The 20,446-nt window shown below is 40.9% G+C and carries 6 protein-coding genes; 1 reads left to right on the forward strand and 5 read right to left on the reverse strand.

The window, feature by feature from the left end:
• Positions 1-73 precede the first annotated feature (73 nt).
• Entirely contained in the window at positions 74-490 is a 417-nt protein-coding gene (locus tag K1I67_RS06645) for a DUF6556 family protein (RefSeq protein WP_223339338.1), read from the forward strand.
• Positions 491-725: 235 nt separating this feature from the next.
• Here K1I67_RS06645 and K1I67_RS06650 read toward each other — a convergent pair whose 3' ends face one another.
• The 5 genes from K1I67_RS06650 to K1I67_RS06670 all read right to left on the reverse strand — a co-directional run bounded on the left by K1I67_RS06650 (position 726) and on the right by K1I67_RS06670 (position 20,263).
• Positions 726-1,124, reverse strand: a complete 399-nt coding sequence (locus K1I67_RS06650) for a CPBP family intramembrane glutamic endopeptidase (protein WP_223339339.1) — start codon at positions 1,122-1,124, stop codon at positions 726-728.
• Positions 1,125-1,477: 353 nt separating this feature from the next.
• Positions 1,478-1,642 (reverse strand): hypothetical protein, encoded by a 165-nt coding sequence (locus K1I67_RS06655; protein WP_007554479.1) that lies wholly within the window; start codon positions 1,640-1,642, stop codon positions 1,478-1,480.
• A gap of 603 nt (positions 1,643-2,245) precedes the next feature.
• On the reverse strand, positions 2,246-10,564 hold the full coding sequence (locus K1I67_RS06660) for an SIALI-17 repeat-containing surface protein (protein ID WP_223339340.1): 8,319 nt from the start codon (positions 10,562-10,564) through the stop codon (positions 2,246-2,248).
• A 156-nt stretch (positions 10,565-10,720) separates the two neighbouring features.
• The gene (locus K1I67_RS06665; RefSeq protein WP_223339341.1) at positions 10,721-17,647 is read right to left on the reverse strand and encodes a SpGH101 family endo-alpha-N-acetylgalactosaminidase; all 6,927 of its coding nucleotides are present in this window, start codon (positions 17,645-17,647) and stop codon (positions 10,721-10,723) included.
• A gap of 330 nt (positions 17,648-17,977) precedes the next feature.
• On the reverse strand, positions 17,978-20,263 hold the full coding sequence (locus K1I67_RS06670; RefSeq protein ID WP_223339342.1) for a DNA translocase FtsK: 2,286 nt from the start codon (positions 20,261-20,263) through the stop codon (positions 17,978-17,980).
• Between the last annotated feature and the right edge of the window lie 183 nt (positions 20,264-20,446).

The following is a 20,446-nucleotide window of genomic DNA, read 5'->3' on the forward strand; positions in this document are numbered from 1 at the left end:
AAGGCAATTCAGGTTCATTTAAGTTTTTTTTAAAGATTTTCGGTATAATGAATTTTAGTAAAGGAGAGATATTATGTCTAATTATCGTAGAACATCAAAATCCAAAACAGAACACATCAAAAAAGGATTTACTGTTTTTCAAAAAACGATTGCTACTATCGGTAGTATACTGGGGCTGATTACTGCAAGCATCACCATCATGAATGCTATGAATAACAACAACAATAATAACTCTAAAAAAGAAACTACGACAACCCAGACAACTGTCATAAAAGAGATTCAAAAGGAATCACCTCAAGAGAACACTACTCCAAACAAGGACAATACTTCTACAAAGAACAACACACAAGAAGAGACAACAACACAATCTAGTAGCAGTGCAGAAAGTAAGAAAGAAGATACTAGCAGTAAACAAGAACAACCGACTGTTCCTTCATCTAGCACTCAAACAACAGATACAAAAACATCTACTACTAATGGAGCTTCCTAAAAGAACGATCTAACAGCCAGTGATTGAATCGCTGGTTTTTTTATTGCTGTCTCCAGCATTTATCAGCAAAAGTTGATCTTTACAACAGAAAAATGATCAGCCTTTAAACCAATCATTTTTTGAATATATTTTATACTCAATGAAAATCAAAGAGCAAACTAGGAAGCTAGCCACAGGCTGTACTTGAGTACGGCAAGGCGACGCTGACGTGGTTTGAAGAGATTTTCGAAGAGTATTAGCTAAAAACTAAAAATAGGTAATTTAGAATAGATACCAGTACTAGCACTCCGTTATTTAGCAAATGAACAGCTATGGAATCAAGGATATTCCCTCTACGAGCATAGGCTAAGTAAAATATCACTCCCAGTAAAAAATAAGTTACAAACTCTATCGGATAAAACATATGCAGATAGCCAAAAATCGCAGAACTTATTAGCAATTTCAACCACTTTTGATCTTCTTTAAAAAAATAGTGGCTGAAGAATCCTCTAAATACTAATTCTTCCATGATTGGAGCAAATATACCAATTGCAAAATGAAAGGCGATGAAAAATAGAGGAAAAACACGAGTAACCTGCTCACTTGTGGCCAGCAAGGCAGCATCGTTAGCGGAAGTTGGATTTCCAGTAACCACTTGGATCAGGAGAGTACCTACAATCGCTACTAGTCGAGTACCACATAAAATAAAAGGGCTATTCCAAAATCCTTCCAGGTAAATTTAAGAGTCTTCTGCTGGTCTGGAACTTTCTTTTTATACTGTCTCCAAACAGCAACTAGCAAGAAGGTAGCAAGTACCAAATACCCAATACTAGTCGTCCACTTTAAGGATAGAGAACTAGAATCTTCGAGAGCCAGCATTCTCATGGGAAATGTATTTACATTTATAATCAGTAAGATCATTCCTACAAATTTTAAACTATTTTTCAACTTTTGCAAACCACTACCTCGTCTTTCCTTAACCCCAGCATCTCTAGTTACTAACGATGCTCACCTATGTTTTCTTTCTTCTTTATAGATTTCTACTCCCTTAATCAGGGATAATAACACAAGGATGACCCCAATATCTAAATTGATCAAACTACCTCCATTAGCGAATAAATACAAACCCAAGCAGGCTTGCGCTAAGGGATAGGCATATTTATTAAATTTCATAGATACTCCCCAAAGCTTTCTACAAATAAATGAATGAATAGAATAACTTCTTAGTCTTGCTCACATAAGAGCATCAAATTTCAGATTTACTTTTTTCTACTAGCTATCTCTAAATCCAATTCAATAATACTCTTCTGATTAATTTGTAAGATCGGTTTAATTCTTTTAGGATTGAACCAGACCACCGAATTATTAAATCATGTTTAGGAACAATCATAGTTTAGCATTTATTTCTAGGAAAAGATTGCTCTTTCTTAAATTGTCATCAAAACATCCTAAATGGTAGTAATTGGCTTGCGGCTTAACCCAATCTAATACTCTTCGAAAATCAAATTCAAACCGCGTCAACGTCGCCTTGCCGTACTCAAGTACAGCCTGCGGCTAGTTTCCTAGTTTGCTCTTTGATTTTCATTGAGTATAAGGACTTCGTCCCAAGTTAAAAATATTCTGGTCAAAGAACTTCAGTGACCATCAGCTTCCACACTTTAAGAAAAAGCGAACAAGACCAGATTCTGTTTATCAGAAAACTAGTTTTGTCCGCTTTTTATATTCGAGATTAGTCTCTTGATCCAATCTCTATGATTTAGATGCTTTTACATCATCTTATTCGTCGTCTTTTTTCTTTCCCATAGCAAAGAGACCAAGAAGTGCACCTACAACACCAACGGCTGCAAGGCCAGCATTTTCTTTAGTACCTGTCTCTGGGAGCTTGTATGGATGACTTGCAGGTGCTTGGTAGGTCTTATCTTGTGACATAGCAAGAGCTACAAGAGACTGCTCATCTGTGTATGCTGGAGTTTCACGTGTAGTTGGAGCTGAACCATTCACACTTCCAGTAAATTCTGGAACTTCGTGAGTAGTTCCTTCTGATCCATTTACGTGACCAGTGAACTCTGGGACTTCATGGACAGCTGCTTCAACACCATTCACACCACCAGTATATTCTGGGACTTCGTGGACAGCTGCTTCAGTGCCATTGACACCGCCTGTGAATTCTGGAACTTCTACTACTGGTGCTGGAATCTTGTCTGCTTCTGCTGTAGCTTCAGTATATTCTGGAACTTCATGGATAGCCGCTTCGGCACCATTTACGCCACCTGTGAATTCTGGGACTTCTACTACTGGTGCTGCTTCATCACCTGCTGTGCCAATAGCTTCAGTGTACTCTGGAACTTCATGAACAGCTGCTTCGACACCATTTACGCCACCAGTAAATTCTGGGACTTCTACTACTGGTGCTGGTTCGTCACCCTTACTTGTAGTTGGAGCTGGTTTCTCTGGTTCTTCCGGAAGTTCTTGGTGGAATGTAGTCATTTCGTAGAACTCTGGTTTGCCACCTTCCCAAACAAGTTTGACATCCAACAATGGCGCTTTTTCTCTCACTGCAAATGTTTGGAAACTTGAGGTAATTTCACCTAGTTCTGACCAAGCATCTGCTTTATCTTCTTTCAGAGTACGAGCAAGCACACGAGCTTTCACTCCTTGAGGAATACTTGAAACAAGGCGAATATGGTTAGCATCTGTTGGTTCTGACAAGTGGTAAACAAGCTCACCTTGGTCTTTCTCAGCCTTGTAGCTTGTTAAGACTTTTCCATCCACGAGGTTCGTGTAAAGGTTGCCTTGGCTTTCACCACTATTTCCCTCTACAGTTGGGTCATTGATTGGTTTCACGAATTCACCATCATTGATCACCAACTCAGTGAAGCCTACAAAACGAGCATCATAGTCTGCTGTAAATAGAACACGGAGGTAGTTGGCTTTAACTGGGCTTGAAAGTTCACCCTCGATGTAGCGATTTCCTGGCATCTTAGAATCATGTGTCCAGCCATCTGTCAAGGAATCATCACGTGTTTCATTAGCAGCACCGTCACCAACTGTCACAACATCGGTCCAAGTCTTGCCATCTTGACTGACTTGAATCTTACCATCACGAAGATAGTTTTGAGTGCCGTCTTGGATATAAGCTCTAATCTTCTTGATGTCACGTTCGCTACCAAGTTTAAGAGTGATATGACCATCTTTACGAGCATAGTCTGAAAACTCTACAAAGTTATTGTAAACTCCGTCGAATAATTGATCCAAGTTCTTGATCTTACGAACGTCATTTCTACCGTATGTTGGGTGAATTCCCATTGATGTAGAATCAAGTGTTGTTGGTTGAACTTCTTTTGTCTGAACAAGTAGAGATGTTGCTGTCACTGCTTGTTCTTGATCAGTCTTATTAACCAAACGAACATAACGTACCAAGGACTTATCAGTCACTTGATCAGCTGGATACCATTCTTGGGCATTTGGAGAGTATTCCAAGTTGAGGGATGGATTTTCTGTACCAATTGCTTGAATGCTTTCAGCTTGATGCAGACGATCAAGTTTCATACCCAAGTAGCTATTAGCTGGAAGTTTAGTTCCGCTTGGAATTTGAAGGTCATAACGGCCTAGGCTGTCATAAACTGGAGTTGACTTCAATCTTTCAACGTTTGTATCAGTCAATTCGCTATTGCCTGCACGTGTTTCAACTGAGAAGTCAGCGATACGCCACCATAAGTTGATGTTCTTAGTATTGCGAACACGAACGTAGCGAGCTGAAATTGGAGTTTCGATTTCTTTGGTTTGTTCACCAGTCAAGCGATCCAACTCTTGCCATGAGCTACCATCTGCAGAATACTCAAGAACACCTCCCGCCAATTTATCTCCTGATCCTTGAACCAGACGAACCTTGGTCACAGGTTTGACTTCACCCAAGTCAAGTTGTACCCAACCATTGACTGGAGTTGTGTCTGTTCTATCAGCATTTGCAAGCATGGCTTCAGTATTATCACGTCCATCTGTAATCTGAGCAACTGTCGTGTTGTACTTGTACATAAGATTTGGACTGATAGTCACAGTAGCTGATTGTTTAGCACGAGTAACTTCTACAGGACGGTTAACAGCAATTTCTCTTACCGCAAACCAAGTGTTTCCACGATCTGAAGTCGCAATCATGCGAACAGCTTTAGCGTTGATGTTGAGGTTTTCAAATTTAAGCAGAGGCTCATTACCAGTGTAGCTTGGTTCTGAAAGGGTTACCCACTCATCATTTTCATTGAGATACTCAACTTTAGCGTTGTTGAAGGTATCACGAGGATTTGCTTGAGTTCCCATTGCAAAGGTCAAGTTTTGAACTGAAACAGCCTTATTAAATTTCAAGCCAATGTAATCACCAGTCTTGATACTGTTTGGTGATTTGATCAATGCATGAGTTCCTAGATCTCCATCAGTCACTTCAGCAAGTCCACCTTCTACACCTGTACGGTTAGTGATAAAAGTGCTGATCACTTGGTCAGGGTGCAAGGCTTTTTGAACTTCTGTTGCAAGGATTTCACGAAGTCCAAGCAAGAATGGACGGATATGTTGAACACCTAACTCAGCTCTCTCATCATGGTCTACATAATGGAAGGTATAAGTTTGTGATTGTTCATAAAGTTTCAAGCCCTTGTAATAGCTATCCCAAAGTTTTGCAGAATCATTGGTTTCGATAGCCTCTGTACCATCAAGAAGAGCACTCAAGGCATCCATTTGGTCAATGGTATTATCCAACCAGTAGTGGATTTGAGCACGCATCTTCTCATCACCAGATGCTTTATAAAGTTGTGCTGCTGCTTTTAGTTTAGCAAATTCTGCACGCAATTCTTGACGCTCTGCACTGACATCTTGACCAGCTTTCAACTTAGACATGAAGGTCGCCAATTTCGGTGCAAGTTCAACAGATTCTTCCAATTTCACAACACGACCATCCATGTTTTGGTTGATCATGTGTTTACCAAGTTCACGGAAGGCAAGAGATGTTTCACTATCTGTAAACTTGCCAGTTTCAACAAAGTTGAAGGCGATATCGTTTACTTTCTTGGCTTCTTCTTCAGACTTCCATTGTTTCCATGCATATTGGGCTGCAGAGAAGAGGGCAATCTTAGAAGGCTCAGATTGTTGCATTGGGTTCAACATGATGCCTGAAAGGAGACTTGGGTCTACATTCGGATGAAGGAATTTCTCACCACCACCCAAGATCAAGTGTTGTTTAGAGTTGTCTGTAACAGGCCAATTGACCCATAGAGACACTGGACGGTAGCTCTTACCACCTGCAGTCAGGTTGTTCTTAAGGTTTGAAAGGAAGTTTTCGGATACTTCACCCCAAATCTTACCACCAGTAAGGGTCATTGAAGTTGAAGTTGGGAGATTTTCATTGAGTGCTTTCAACTCATCTTCACGTCCATTACCCCAATACTGACCTGGGACAAAAATCATTTCCTTACGAAGACCAACATAAGTTGCCTGTTTTTCAGTCAACCAGTCTGTCATGTCCTTCATCAAGCGGTTGTAACTATTGTAGCCACCAACTGGACTTGGAGCATCATCAGCCAAAATACCGAACTCACGAACACCGACATCCATCAATTGAGTGAATTTAGCTTTAATAGTTTCAAGGTCTTTTTGGTAGTCAGCGTCATTTCCAAATCGGATACGGTTGTTCATGAATGGGTGGATAGTCCAAACATAACGAGTCTTGTTTTGGTTTCCGACACGCGCCAATTCACGGATTTCAGCTAATTTTTCTTCTGGATAAAGTTCACGCCATTTCTTGTTGTGGTATGGATCGTCTTTTGGTGCAAAGAAGTATTGAGTCAACTTCAAGTCACCACCATAGCGCATCAACTCAGCACGATCAGCATTGCTCCAAGGGTTACCATAGTATCCTTCGATAAAGCCACGGTTCTTAATTTCAGCGTAGTCTTCAACTGTTACGTTACGCAAGACTGGTGCTTCACTTTCATTAAGCATGTGTTTGAGAGTTGTCAAACCGTAGAAGACAGCATCTGTATCCTTACCGACGATAGAGATTGTATTATTCTTGATTGACAAGGCATAAGCATCAATCTTATCAAAGAGTCCTTGAGAAATTCCAGACACTTCTTTTTCAGCCTGTGAATTTTGACCATGAACACCAAGGTAGATGTTAGTAGCACCTGCCACTGCTGTTTGACTGCTTGTGTATGAGATTTGATGATCTTGTAGAACACTCTTCAAGCGGTTGCGAGTATAGATATCTAATTGATCTCCCATGACAAGATTGACTTGTTTATGGAGTTTCGTAACACCTTCATCGTACGTTACTTTTTGTGGTGTTGGGAATACCTTGTATTCTTTCTTAAGGTAGTCTTGACTTTGGGCTGCTGCAGCAACTGCCTCGTCACTTGTAGGTTTTTCAGCTACAAACTTATCAGCAAGTTCAGTTGTACCATCACCCATTTCCTCAACTTTAGGTTTTTCTGGAGTTACAGGTTTCTCTGGATCAACTGGCTCTTCGGCCTTGTTAGTAGAAACTGGTTTCAGAAGTTGAATTTCTGCGGCACTTCCGAATCCTGCGGCACCTGCTAGAACTTTAAATTCCACCTTATCCGTTTCAACTGCATCAAAGTTAACTGTTTTCTCTTTGGCATTGTTTTCCCAAGTTCCTGAAGCAACTTTAACCATTTGACCATCTTTTTGAGCATAGATTTCGTAAGATGTCACGACTCCGTTACCACCACCTGGACGTGGAAGATAGGTCAAACCATTGACTTTTTCACTTGCTTTCAAGTTCATTGAAACTGTAAATGGAGCTTGATGTCCAGACCATTTTGAATGCCAGAAGGTATTTGGATCATTATCAAATGCTTTTTCTACTGGACCTTCTGCATTGGTACCTGGTAACTCTTGACTAGTTGCAGAAACTGTAAAGTGATCATTTGGAATCAAACGTGGATTTACAAATGCTTCATTTGACAACTCAGCACTATGCAAGATTCCTTTGAAGCCACCAATTGTTTCAAGTGGTAAGACTAAGCTATTATGAGCCAAACGTGGATTAGCTGGATTTGCAATTCGTTCAACCTTTTCACCGTCCACATAAACTTCTGTCACTTGAGGTTTGGTTACAACAGAAATTTGATAGCGTTTATTCTTTTCAAGTTTCTTTTTAAATTGAATATGGAATTGTTCAAAAGTATATGCAAGGTAGCCATCTTTGTCCGCAAGATAGAGTTGATTGTTTCCACTTGTTGAGAAGGTTTGCTCGCCATCACCAGTCACTGTCACATCCAATTTCAAGACATGACTTGGTCCAGCATCACCAACTAGGCCTTCGATAGTGCTATCTTTTTCGAAATTCAAACCTGCTTCAGTCTTTTGTACCTTCTTAGCAAGATAATCTTTGACAGTCTCAGGATTAATCTTGAACAAGTCTTCTTCAGCTACGGTCTTATCTGGGTTAGATTGTGGTGCATAGACACTTGCTGGTTGAACACGTTCTGCATAGGTCTTGGCTGCACGGTCTGAACCCCAAGTGCGTTCTGCAGTTGATTGCATACTCTTGAAGAAGCGTTTAAAGATATCGTAAGAAGTAAGTCCAGTTTCATGGAGGTCAATATTGTCATTCCATACAGCGTGACCACCACCAAGGATATTTGGATTAGAAGCTTCTAGGCGTGGTCCACCACCTGTTGAGAAGTCATTCGGTGTCCAACGGTTGTATTGAGTTTCATAATTGGCATAATCTCCATAGCCACCTTGACTATTGCTTCCACTTGGAACACTATAGGTTGGAATATCTGTGATATTGATAATTTTAGCACCTTGAGCAATGGCAGCTGCTGGTCGTTGCCAACCAATACTCCAGATATCAACTTCTACATCTTTCCAATCAACAGGCGTAGTTCCTTGTTTGGCAGAGAGTGAACCCCAAATACGCGGTGTTAGGCCTTTGCCTTTGATGTACTGGATCATATCATTGACATAGCGACGATAGCTTTCTGGACTTCCATAGTACTCATCTGTACCGATATGAACTGTAGTTACACCATGGAGCGGTGCATCTTCGCCATCCAACAATTTATCATAGACTGATTTAACAAAAGCAAGCGTTTCTTCGTACTTGTTATCCAAGTCCAACATAGCTACACGTTCTACATTGTGTTTTCTCGCACTCAGTTGTCCCTTATACATCAAATCTGGACGAACCTTGACAAATGAGAGGGCGTGACCAGGTGTGTCAATTTCAGGAACAAGGTTGATATGCAAAGCTTTCGCCAACTTGATGATTTCTTGCATTTCTTCCTTAGTATAATGCTCGTCAGATGTTAATTTTTCGCCATTTTCACCGACAACATCAGTCTCTACACGGAAGCCTGTCTTAGCATTTTTGAGAACATAGTCTAGTTCTTCTTGCTTGCTAAGTTGTTTGCCCTCTACATGTTTTTCTAGGAAGATATAGTTATCATTCAAGTGCAACTGAAGATCGTTCATCTTGTAGTAAGCCATGTTAAGCATGATATCTACAAGCGTATCATAAGGGATAAACTTACGACCTGTGTCTAGCATGAAACCACGGTGACTGAAGCTTGGGAAATCACGGATTTCACCGTTCTGTAGGTCTTTTTCACCCATTTGAAGAAGGGTACGTGTGGCATAAAATGCTCCTGCATTTGTTGCAGCTTCTACAGTGATAACTCCATCTTTAACAGTGATACCATAGCCTTCCTTGCCATAGCCCTTATCTTCAACCTTCTTAAATTCGATCCGTTTTTGAGCTGTTTGATCACCTGTAGCGATTTCTAACCCACGACTTTCAAGGTCGGTCTGATAGAATTTAGCTTCTTGACCAAATCCAGAATCTCCGACTGAAATAACAGTATCAGCTGTAATAGAAGTCTTGCCTTCAGTTCCATACCATTGTTGAACTGCTGGAGCAACTGCTGGTTTAGTGCCAACGCCTTCGTCTGTATGCAAGCCTTTAATGACTACTTCAAATTCTTTTGTGAAGGTATGAGTATCCTTGACTTGTTGGACCATGACCTTAACAGTTTGATCTGTTAAGGGTTTGTAGATTTTGTTATTAAGATCAACAACTCCCTGTTTGTTGCTACCAATCAAGCTGACTTGACCTGGTAATTTAGGCAAGATAAGTGATTTCCCATCTTCAGCAACAGCTAATTCTGTCACTTGGCGAATATCTGTTGGTTTGCTAGCGTCTGGAATGTTTGAGTAGGCGCGAATTTCTTGAATCCCAACATTTTTCCAGTTCATTGTACCAGCTTGATAATCCGTGATTTCAAGTTTAAGGTACTTGGCTTGGATAGCTTCTTTCAAGTCAATTTTTTCATCAAGAAGAGGATTCCCTGTTCTTTGATAGGCCAACTTCCATTCTTTAACTCCTGATCCATTCACATCATCCTGGCCAGCGTAATAGAGGTTCCATGATTTGATATTTGGATCATTTTGTTCACCACGAACGCGGCGGTCCCAATCAATCTCAACATGCTTAATCACTGTTGTCTTTTCAAGTGTAAATTCGATTGTTGGTTTCTCAACGTTTTGGTCAGTAGCCCAGCGAGTGTCAGGTTTTCCGTCAATTGCCTTTTCTGCTGTGTATTGTGTGTTGGCTTCATGGTTTGATGCTGTAGCAGTCGCCTTTTCTAAATGATTGACATCTGGTGTATCTACTACATCTTTAGTCACAGGACTTGCAGCTGGTTTCGCCTCAGAAGCTACTTCCTCTTTTGGATTTGTAGCTGGTTTTGAAGCCACTTCTTCCTTAGGAGCAGGAGTTTCAGTTGGTTTTGGAGTAGTTGTTTCAGCTGCAGTTGCTTCAGTTTCTGACGCTGCAGGTTGATCCTCTACAGTTCCAGCACTAGCTTCTGCTTTTTCAATAGCTGCTGCTATATCTGCTGGTAGTTTATCCAGAGGCTGAGCCTGTGTTATTGTTCCTTCTGTCTCTGCAGGTCCTTCTGTTTCAGCAGCTTGAACCATACCAGCTCCAAAGATACTGGCACCAATCATAACAGAAGCTGCGCCGATTGTAAATTTACGTATACTGTAATGACACCGTTTCTCAAAAAAATGTTTTCCCATTTTTTCCTATTTCCTTTCATACGCTCACGAGTGGTAAGCGCTCTCATTTCCCTTTAGAAAAAGAGAGGACCTAGAGGGTCCTCTCTGGGTTTTCTTTTTCTCCACGACAATGAATGTGGAGTCTAAGCTCTCTTTTAATGAAAACTTTTTTAAATTTTAATCTTCTTTTCTTTTTGCAAGAAATAGAGCAGACATTGCTAGACTGAGACTGGCAAGGAAGAAGATATGCTCTGACTTGCTAGTACCAGTTTCTGGAAGTTTATCCTTCGCTTCTTGTTTAGCTGCTACTTCCTTCATTTCTGGTTTAGCAGTATCAACTGATTTCTGATCAAGTTTTTGCACTGCAGCATCCTGTGGTTTATGATCCAGTTTCTCTGTTGATGGAGTCTGTACTTGACTTCCAGGTTCCTCAGTTAATGGAGTTTGTGGTTTATGTCCTGGCTCTCCTACTGATGGCGTTTGTGGTTTAGAAACTTGTTTATAAACTACGGCAAAATGTCCTAGCTGACTAGTTGTAAACTCAACTGTACCTTGACCATTTGTAAAGCTTACTGCTTCACCCGATGCAGTGTAATATACTCCAGCTACTTCACCAGAAACTGGAAGTCGAACGAGCACTACACCCTTCGCTTGAACTTCATGCTTATCTTTATCAACTAAATGAAGAGCATAAGCATCAAATTTCACACCTTGTAGACTTTGGTCTGTTACTTTTTGAACTTTAAGATTAAGATCTGTAGCCAAATCTCTTGCAAGTCCTGCAACTACAACTCCTGTAGTCTTATCTGACAAGACTCGAACACCTTCAGTTGGTTTGTCTACTGTAGGTGCAGCTTGGTCACCTGCTGTTCCGATTGCACCTGTATACTCTGGAACTTCGTGTACAGCGGCTTCAGCTGCATTCACACCTCCAGTAAATTCTGGAACTTCATGGATAGCTACTTCATTTCCTGCTGTTCCTTCAACTTCACTATACTCTGGAACTTCATGAACAGCGGCTTCAGCTGCGTTCACTCCTCCAGTAAACTCTGGAAGGTCATTGATAGCTGCTTCAGCGCCATTTACACCACCTGTGAATTCTGGAAGGTCAACAACTGGCGCAGCTTCGTCTCCCTTGCTTGATGTTGGAGTTTCAGGTTTAGGTTCTGGAGTTGGTTCTGGTTCTGGAGTTGGGGTAGGTGTTTGGTCTTTCAACTGGTCGAGATAATCTGCAAAGAATTCAAGCATTCTATTTGTCAAGAGATGATTATCTGTTGCAAATTTCATGCTGGCAACAACACTTGCTACTTCCTCTTGATTGCTCTTATCAGTCAATTTTTGAGCTTTAGCCAAGGCCGCTTCATAGGCTGCTGTATCAAGACCTGTTTCAGCAACTTGCGGACGAGCAAAGATCAATTCTGCAGCTGATTGATATTGGTTTTCTGTATCACCGTAGGTTCTTGTTCCAGTTAGAACAATCTTCTTAGCCTTGATAGTCTTACCAAAGTCAATATCTTTTGGTTTATTATTGTTAGCCCAATTGGTTGCATTGAAGGTATGTTCCTTACCTGTTTCATCCGTTACTACAAGAGTAACATCTCTCAAGTTGCCATTTGAACCTGAACCACGTGGAACATAACGGAAGCCTGTGATTTCAGTTGGTTCCTTCAAGACCATGGTTGCTGGTTTGCCAACATCTCCTCCGCTCCATGATGTATGCCATAGACTTGACACGTTACCATCAAAGGCATTTTCAAGACCTTCACCAGCCTGAGCAGGAGCCGAAAGACTTGCAAAGTCATCTGCTACAAGAGCTGTTTTCTTCATCACTAAAGCGTCTTTAAGAGCATTGACCTTAGCAATTTCAGACTTAGCTTCTTCTACACTGATATCATCGTCTGCTTGGCTGAGGTTGAAGACTGCTTCTTTCAAAGCATCCATTGTTTCTTTGGTGTAGTTGGTCATAGCAACAGTTGGAAGATAGTTCTTGACAGCATTTTCTGTCATCATCTTACCAGTCAAGACAATCTCTTCAATTTGAAGTCTATCCATGATGAAGTCATTGTAACCACGGAAGTTAGCATTACCACCAGAATCTCCACGTGTGTTGCTTGCATTGCCTGTAGAGTAGATACCTACCCATGTATCGCCAGTTTCTGCACCTGTCACAAGGAAGGTAGCACGTTTCGCTTTTTTAGAATCTGTCCATGAGTTTGGTAATTCATGCATTTCCAAATTACTTGCTTGTCCAGATTGGAATTCGCCCTTACCGACTACGAATGCGTAAGTACTGTCTGATCCAGCTTCATAGTCAAATGTGATACGGTAGGTCTTACCTGCTTCAAAGCGGAAGTTTTGTGGAATTGTTTGGTAAACCAAGTTACGACGACTCACAAGACCGTTGGTCTTGAGTGACCAATTTCCTTCGATAACGTCATCAACTTTCTTGCCATTCCAATCACGTTGTGTGTATGGACCATGTTTTTCAGACAAGTGAGTACGGTTGTCTTCAACACCTTCGATACCACCGATGACAAATGGGAAGATACCTTGTCCGACATTTTCAAAGTCTTGTTTGAAGACACCTGTTGCAGTATCGTGACCGTCACCGTACATATTTGATTCATTTTCAAAGGTACGGATTTCATCGAAGTAAGTTGCTTCATCGCCTGCTTCACGACTCAAGGTCAAGGTTACGTTTGATACATCTGAACCTGTTGTAAAGAAAGCATACATGTTTTGGAAGTAACTTGTGTTATCAACTGTTGCATTGCTTCGACGAGTATTGTGAGCATAGGCTTTTACATAGTTGAGAGCGAGTGACTTGTTGGTGTAGTTGGTTACTTCTTTTTCACCAGTATTAACAGTAATACTTGCTTTAGCATTACTACGGTTGTCTACACCGACATAGACTGCGTATTTAGTATTTGGCTTCAAGCCAGTCAATTTTTGAGTGAGACTAACTTTTTCTTTATTGCCTTGGATACGAAGCATTTGGTTGGCACCTTGAGACTTGACGATTTCAGCCTTAGAAGCATCTCCTGAAATCTTCCAATGATCCAAAGATTCGCTGTTAAATCCTTGGTCATAGATATGCATTCCTTCACTCCATGACATTTCTGGATTTGTTTGTTTAGAACGATAGAGAACATATGGCTGATTTGCAGTGAGGTCAAGGGTAATCTTACCGTCTTTCACGGCAACTTCTTTTTCCTCAGTCTTACCTTGGTCAGTTAGTTTATAAAGGTAAACCTTACCATTTGCCCAGTCGCTAGGAAGTGTCCAAGTTGTTGCACCTGCTTCAGTATTGAAGTAGTACATTTTTTCCTTGTCACTTTCAAGCTTGTTACCATTTGCATCCCAGTTCCAAGGTGTCAAATAGGCTGAACCATCTTGAATCACACGATCGTTAAGTGTAACAATTCGTTCACGATATTGTGGACTGTTGACATCATTTGATTTACGAGTTACCACAACCTTGTTATTTGCAGCATCAACCAATTCGACTTTCATTTCTGGAGTCCATTTATAGGTACTACCATTGTCAGTCATGGTTACTGGTTTGCCATCTTCCCATTTGCTGACTGTGAAGTGTTGGAAGTACTTAGTCATAACGTCATGAGCAAACAAGTTTGTTACATAACCGTTATAATCACTACGTCCTTGCCATCCTTCGAAGTCCTTCATGCTATAACCGCCTAGAAGTGGGTAGTCAGCTGCACCACCATAACTTCTGTAGTCACCAACCCAAGAATCTTTTTGGTGGTTACGGATAAAACGAGTGATGGCACTGTTAATACCTTTGTTTGTATAGCCACCGTAGGTCAAGTCAGCTGCCCAGTGTTGGAAGGTAGAATCATATTCACCACCATGGCCCCACTCAATAGCAAATCGCCAACCTTGTTTGTTAATTTCTTTAGCAATAACGTGAGTTGCCCAGGCACCGTTGTCACCTGATTGACCGTTACCCCAAACGTCGACGTAGATGAAGTCTAGACCTTCACCCAACTCTTTCTTCAACTCTTCCCAACGAGCTAGACGCCCATGAGCGAGGTCATAACCAGCATCAATGTTGATACCTTGGTCAAGCCAGTTCCAACCGTAGCTGTAGCTGCCATCTGCATTTTTACGAAGAATATCTTCATTAAAGTATTTAGACTCTGGGTAGGTTTCTGAAGCATTAACGTGGATACCGAGGTGGGCACCATATTTCTTAGCTTTCTCAATAAGAGTCTTAAAGTCTTCAACACCACCGATACGTTTACCGATGTCTGCATAGTTCAAGTGTCCAGAGTCATGTCCTTCACTTCCGTATCCTTTAAGAAGGACACCTTGGCCAAGACCATCGGTATGGAGGTTGATCTTCTTGATACCATCCAAGGTCATGAGGAATGGGTTTTGAGCTTGTGAACCAAAGTTCATAGCGATACGGTAAGCTGTAATGTCTTTAACTTTTTCCCAACCTTGAGGGTTGTTCATGATACTACGGTAAGCAATCGCACCATCTTGCCAGTCAACCTTATGGTCAGCATTAGCATCTTCAGTAATGACAACTTTTGCACTTGGAAGTTCTTGAGTGTATGCTGGGAAGACAACTCCGTTGTGGGCTTTTTCCCATTGCCATTCAGAGCTATGAATTTCCACATAGTTGGCATTGCCAATCGTATTCTTATAAGCTGTCAAACGTGTCCAGTCGTAAGAACCACCACCATAGCTATTTTGTGAATTACTCCATACACCAGCAGCGAGTTTATCTGTTGAAACAAATCCATACATATAGCCTTTGGCTAATTCTTTCATTGGATTTGTTACTTCGATATGGTCATCACCACTGACGTGAGTATTGTTTGACATGGTTGCCCCATCAAACTTAGCTCCTGCTTGATCACTTGAAACAGATACCAAGGCATTTCCTAGGAAGCTGATTGAAGAAAGTAATTTACGTTCGTCATCAATCTTTTGTCCTGGTGTAACTTGGTTATGGTTGACAATCTTAGTCACATCAAAGTGAAGTTGGTTGTCCACCACTTGCAAACGAACGGTCATATCTGCATTGATGAGGTTTTCCTCATCACGGAGTTTCATTTCATACTCAGCAGTCGTTGCATTGACCTTCTTATAGGTAACTTCAGGAGTCACAGCATGCTTGTTAATCACAACTTGATTAATCGGTTGCACTTGACCTGGAAGCTTGTTGCCATTGAGGACGTACTCTTTAATACGTGGGAAGGCTTGGTCGATGACTGCTTTCAATACTGTAGATTCGATAGTGTCGTATTTGACATTGCTATCATCTACTGTGTCGCCCTTTTCTTTTTCAGCGGCTTCTTGATCGTTTTTCACACCTTCTTGGTCATCAGTTTTGACATTGACAATGGTACGTTCGCTGCTGTTATAGGTTCCAGCTTTAAGAACGATTTTCTTCTCATCTTTGAGTTTGTCATTAACTGCAGATGGCAAGGTCACTGTGTCAAAGAGTTTGACATCGTTGTTAGTTGCATTGAGCTGTCCATCTGATTTAAGGCTGATGGTCAAGTGGTTCTCAGAACCATTTACTGGAGCTGCAACACGTCCACCTTGGTACCAAAGTCCACTTCCATTTGACTTGTATTCCCAGAACCATCCACCTTGATCATAACCTACAAAAACGTTGTTATCGGTATCTTTAAATTTCATGAAGACACCAAAGCGAGATTTGCCTGTTTCAGACTCTTCTTTGAAGGTCAAATCAACTGTGGCGTTTCCATTTTCATCAACTGTCAAACCTTCTTTTTCAAACAAGGCTGGTTTTTTACCATTGTCATTTTGAGCAGTTGACGCTAGTTGGTTGTAACGAACTCCATTTTCTTCACGGATCGTTACAGTTCCCTGTTGTTCTTTATTTTCAACAGTTTTCCACTCTGGAGTCACTTCTTTTGATTCAGCCGGTTTAGTTTCTGCTGGTTTGTTCTCAGCTGGTTTTTCTTCTTTCGGCTTATCTTCTTTTGGTTTCTCGTCCTTGTCTTCAACTTGTTTATCAAGTGCATCTAGACCTGCTGGTTTTGTTGTTTCAATGCCCTTAATATAGTTTTGAATCCATTCAAGCTGAGCTGGTGAGAAGAGAATTCCTCCACTGCGGCTTCCAACAACACCATTTTGGTGGATACCAATCAATTTTCCATTTTCATCGAAAATTCCGCCACCACTTGCACCAGGCTCACTTCCTTGATAACTGATCCCACGAACACCCTCACCGTGATTATTGATGTCTTCAACTGTAGTATTTAAGATTGGAGACAGTTTTCCAGTTGGATAACCAAAAACGTGTACCTTATCTCCAACCTTAGTAGTTGCAGGTTTGTCAGTCACTTCAACAGGAGCGTTAGCAAGAGGAGAACGAAGCTTAACGATGGCCAAGTCATTTTTATAACCTTTTAGGAATCCTTCACGGTCCCAGTGCTTAACATCATTCTTACTGAATTTAACATCAGGTGCTCCTTGATAAGAAACTGAATAAACATCGCCATCACTTTCAATATTATCAGCTACCTTGCGATTATTTCCGTCTGGAACATCTTTGATAAAGTTATGAGAAACAGATAAAACTAGATTTTCACCAATGACAATACCGCTACCGACACCAGCTGCACTTTGAATTTTTACAGTTGCACCATAGTTTAATTCACCATTTTTTGTTTTAGCGACATCATCTGGAACAAGACTCTTGTCTTCTTTCGCTAATTCCTCTTTTGATACAGTACTGCCATTTTCTTCAGCCTTATCAAGTTTTCCACGTAAGTCTTCTGGAAGAGCATCTGAAGCTGCTGCAGCTTCTTTTTCTTTCTCGAGTAATTCTTCTTCTGTTTTTGGTCCATCAGTTACTTCAGGAGAACCTTGGTCTTCACCAGCTTTTGGTGCCTCAAAATCACGTCCATCATCTTCTTTTGCGTTTGAAAGAGCTGCAGCCAATTCTGCTGGCATATTTGCTGTTGAACCTGTTTGCGCAGAATCTGCAAGAACAGTGCTAGTTCCAAAGAAAGCTGCACCAATCATAACAGAAGCCACACCTAATGAAAATTTCCGAATACTATATTTACAACGTTTTTCAAATAATCTTTTATCCATCGGTTTTTTTGTTCCTTTCAGTTTACAAAGTAAGCGTTTGCATTTTCGTTTAAAAAAAATAACCTCCTCTATTTTTCTAACACTCCCTTATAAACATATAAATTTTTCTATACCAACTTAATATATCAAAAAAGGTTAAAAAAATCAATAGTTTAATAAGTAAAACTAGTAAAAGTATAATCCAATTTTCAGACTAGTCTGAAAAGAATTTCAGCAGGCCTTATTTCTAGCGTTTTAGCAACCAAAAAGAAACTTTATCAAGAAAGCTAAACCATCCTCGTTTAACTTTTCAATAAAGTTTCTATGAATTTTTATACTATTTTTACTTTTTTACTGTTGTAAAACCTTTCTTGGTTTTGTGCCTTCAGCAGGTCCAATAACACCTGCCATCTCTAATTCTTCCATCAATCGAGTTGCACGGTTAAAGCCAACCGACAGACGGCGTTGAATCATAGAGGCACTAGCTTTTTGAGTCTCGATGACAAGAGCTTTTGCTTCTTCAAAGAGAGGATCTCCAGCATCACCGCTAGAGCCAAAATCACCTTCTGTCTCAGATACTTCTCCTGGGTCAAAGCTTTCATCATAATCCGCATCAGCTTGAGCCTTAATGAAGTTTACGATGCGTTCCACATCATCATCTGAGATAAAGGAACCTTGGAGACGAACAGGATGGTTTTCATCAATTGGTTTAAAGAGCATATCCCCTCTGCCGAGTAATTTCTCCGCACCATTTTCATCCAAAATCGTACGTGAATCCGTTCCTGAAGATACAGCAAAGGCTACACGTGAAGGCACATTTGCCTTAATCAAACCAGAGATAACATCCACTGAAGGACGCTGGGTTGCAAGAATCATGTGAATACCAGCCGCACGCGCCTTCTGTCCAAGTCGGATAATGGCATCTTCTACTTCCTTGCTAGCAACCATCATGAGGTCAGCCAACTCATCCACAATCACAACGATTAAAGGTAGAGGTACTTGTTTGTACTCTGATTGAGCGTTGAATTCCTCAACTTTAGCATTGAAACCAGCAATATTTCGAACTCCGACTTTGGCGAAATGTTCATAGCGGTTTTCCATCTCATCAACGACTTTTTGAAGGGCCTTGCTGGCCTTACGAGGGTTAGTCACAACTGGAATCAAGAGATGAGGGATATCGTTGTATACTGACAACTCAACCATCTTAGGGTCCACCATCATAAATTTGACTTGGTCAGGGCGGGCCTTCATCAAAATACTTGCGATAATACCATTAACTGCAACGGATTTACCAGAACCTGTAGAACCGGCCACTAGCAAGTGAGGCATTTTTGCCAAATCAAAACTACGAGCCGTACCATTGACTGCTTTCCCAAGAGGAATTTCTAAAAGATTTTCAGGCTTAGTCTGAGATTGTTCCCAAAGCTCACGGAAGGATACAGTTGCAATTTCTGAGTTAGGAACTTCGATACCTACCAAGGATTTCCCAGGAATAGGTGCTTCGATACGGACATCTTTAGCAGCCAAGGCGAGAGCCAAGTCGTCTGCTAGATTGGAAATACGGTTGACACGGACACCAACTGCAGGTTTAACCTCATACTTGGTCACCGACGGACCGATTTCTGCTCTTTCTACAGTCACTTTAATACCAAAACTCGCGAAGGTCTCTTCCAAAATTTTGATATTTTCTCGAACGATTTTCTTTTCTTTTGACTGATCTTTTGGTTTATCTGGTGCAAAGAGTTGTAAGCTTGGAAGCTTATACTCCAGGGCCTTTTTAGCAGAAAAATCTACTTCAACCTCTTCGTCATCATCATCTTCTTCAGAGAAAACTTCTTCCTCTGGATAGTCTCCTTCTTCAGGGTAATCAAAATCAGCTTGCGGGAGAATAATCTCAGGTTCTACCCATTCCTCCTCTGGAAGTGGAGGAAATTCTTGCAGTGGTTCGTCTGATAAGATTTCTCCAGTTTCCATATCTACAGGCTGCATGTCAAGCAAAGCCTGCTCTTCTCTTTCTTTTTCAAGTCTTGCTTGCTCTTCTGCTTCTCTTCTTGCCTTTTCCTCTTCACGCTTGATAAAACGCTCTTGTTTTTTCTGTTCACGGCGCTCCATCCAGATAGCAAATCGAGCTGAAAGAAAATCAGCAATATCATAGATAGACCATGGACTCATTAAAAGAGCTCCAATTAGGATTAAGATTGCCCCTATGAAATAGGTACCGATGTTTGAGAACAAAAAGGCTACCGGAATGTAGAGCCCTACCCCTAACAAGCCTCCCCCTGCAAAACCGGTTACTTGAAAACTGGTTAAATCTTTAAAGATTTGTCCAATCGTTCCTTGAAAAATAGCATTTGCCATGCTAAGCTTCCAGACAAGATAAGCTTGAAAGATGAGGAGCAAGCCTGCAAAAATAAAGAAGAAACCTGCTAGCAAGCCTTCTTGTTTATGAATCCATTTAAAGAAGAATAGATAAATCAAGAGAGAGAAAATAGCTAAGTATGCTAAACTCCCTACGAGTAAGCGAATCAGGTTATAAACAGTGATTCCGACAGCTCCCCATTTGAGTGCTGCAAAAATTAAACAGATAGCCAAAGCTAAAGAAATCAGCATTCGTTGAATCGCTTGTTTTCTTTCCAATTCTGCTTTAGACGGTCTTCGTCTTGTTTTAGTTGTATTCTTGTTTGCCATGCTTCTATTATATCATATTTCACCGCCATTTCGAAAAAGATCAATATCCTCCTTGGATTCTGTCAATAATTTTGTGTAAACACTCAAGTAAAGTTGCGGAGTGTTAATCAAATAAGCTTTCAAGTGTGTCAG

The sequence above is a fragment of the Streptococcus infantis genome, from assembly GCF_019929575.1.
GTDB lineage: Bacteria > Bacillota > Bacilli > Lactobacillales > Streptococcaceae > Streptococcus > Streptococcus infantis_L.

Coding starts and splice junctions, on each gene's coding strand:
- K1I67_RS06645 (WP_223339338.1), top strand. CDS start 74: ATGTCTAATTATCGTAGAACATCAAAATCCAAAACAGAACACATCAAA.
- K1I67_RS06655 (WP_007554479.1), bottom strand. CDS start 1,642: ATGAAATTTAATAAATATGCCTATCCCTTAGCGCAAGCCTGCTTGGGT.
- K1I67_RS06660 (WP_223339340.1), bottom strand. CDS start 10,564: ATGGGAAAACATTTTTTTGAGAAACGGTGTCATTACAGTATACGTAAA.
- K1I67_RS06665 (WP_223339341.1), bottom strand. CDS start 17,647: ATGGATAAAAGATTATTTGAAAAACGTTGTAAATATAGTATTCGGAAA.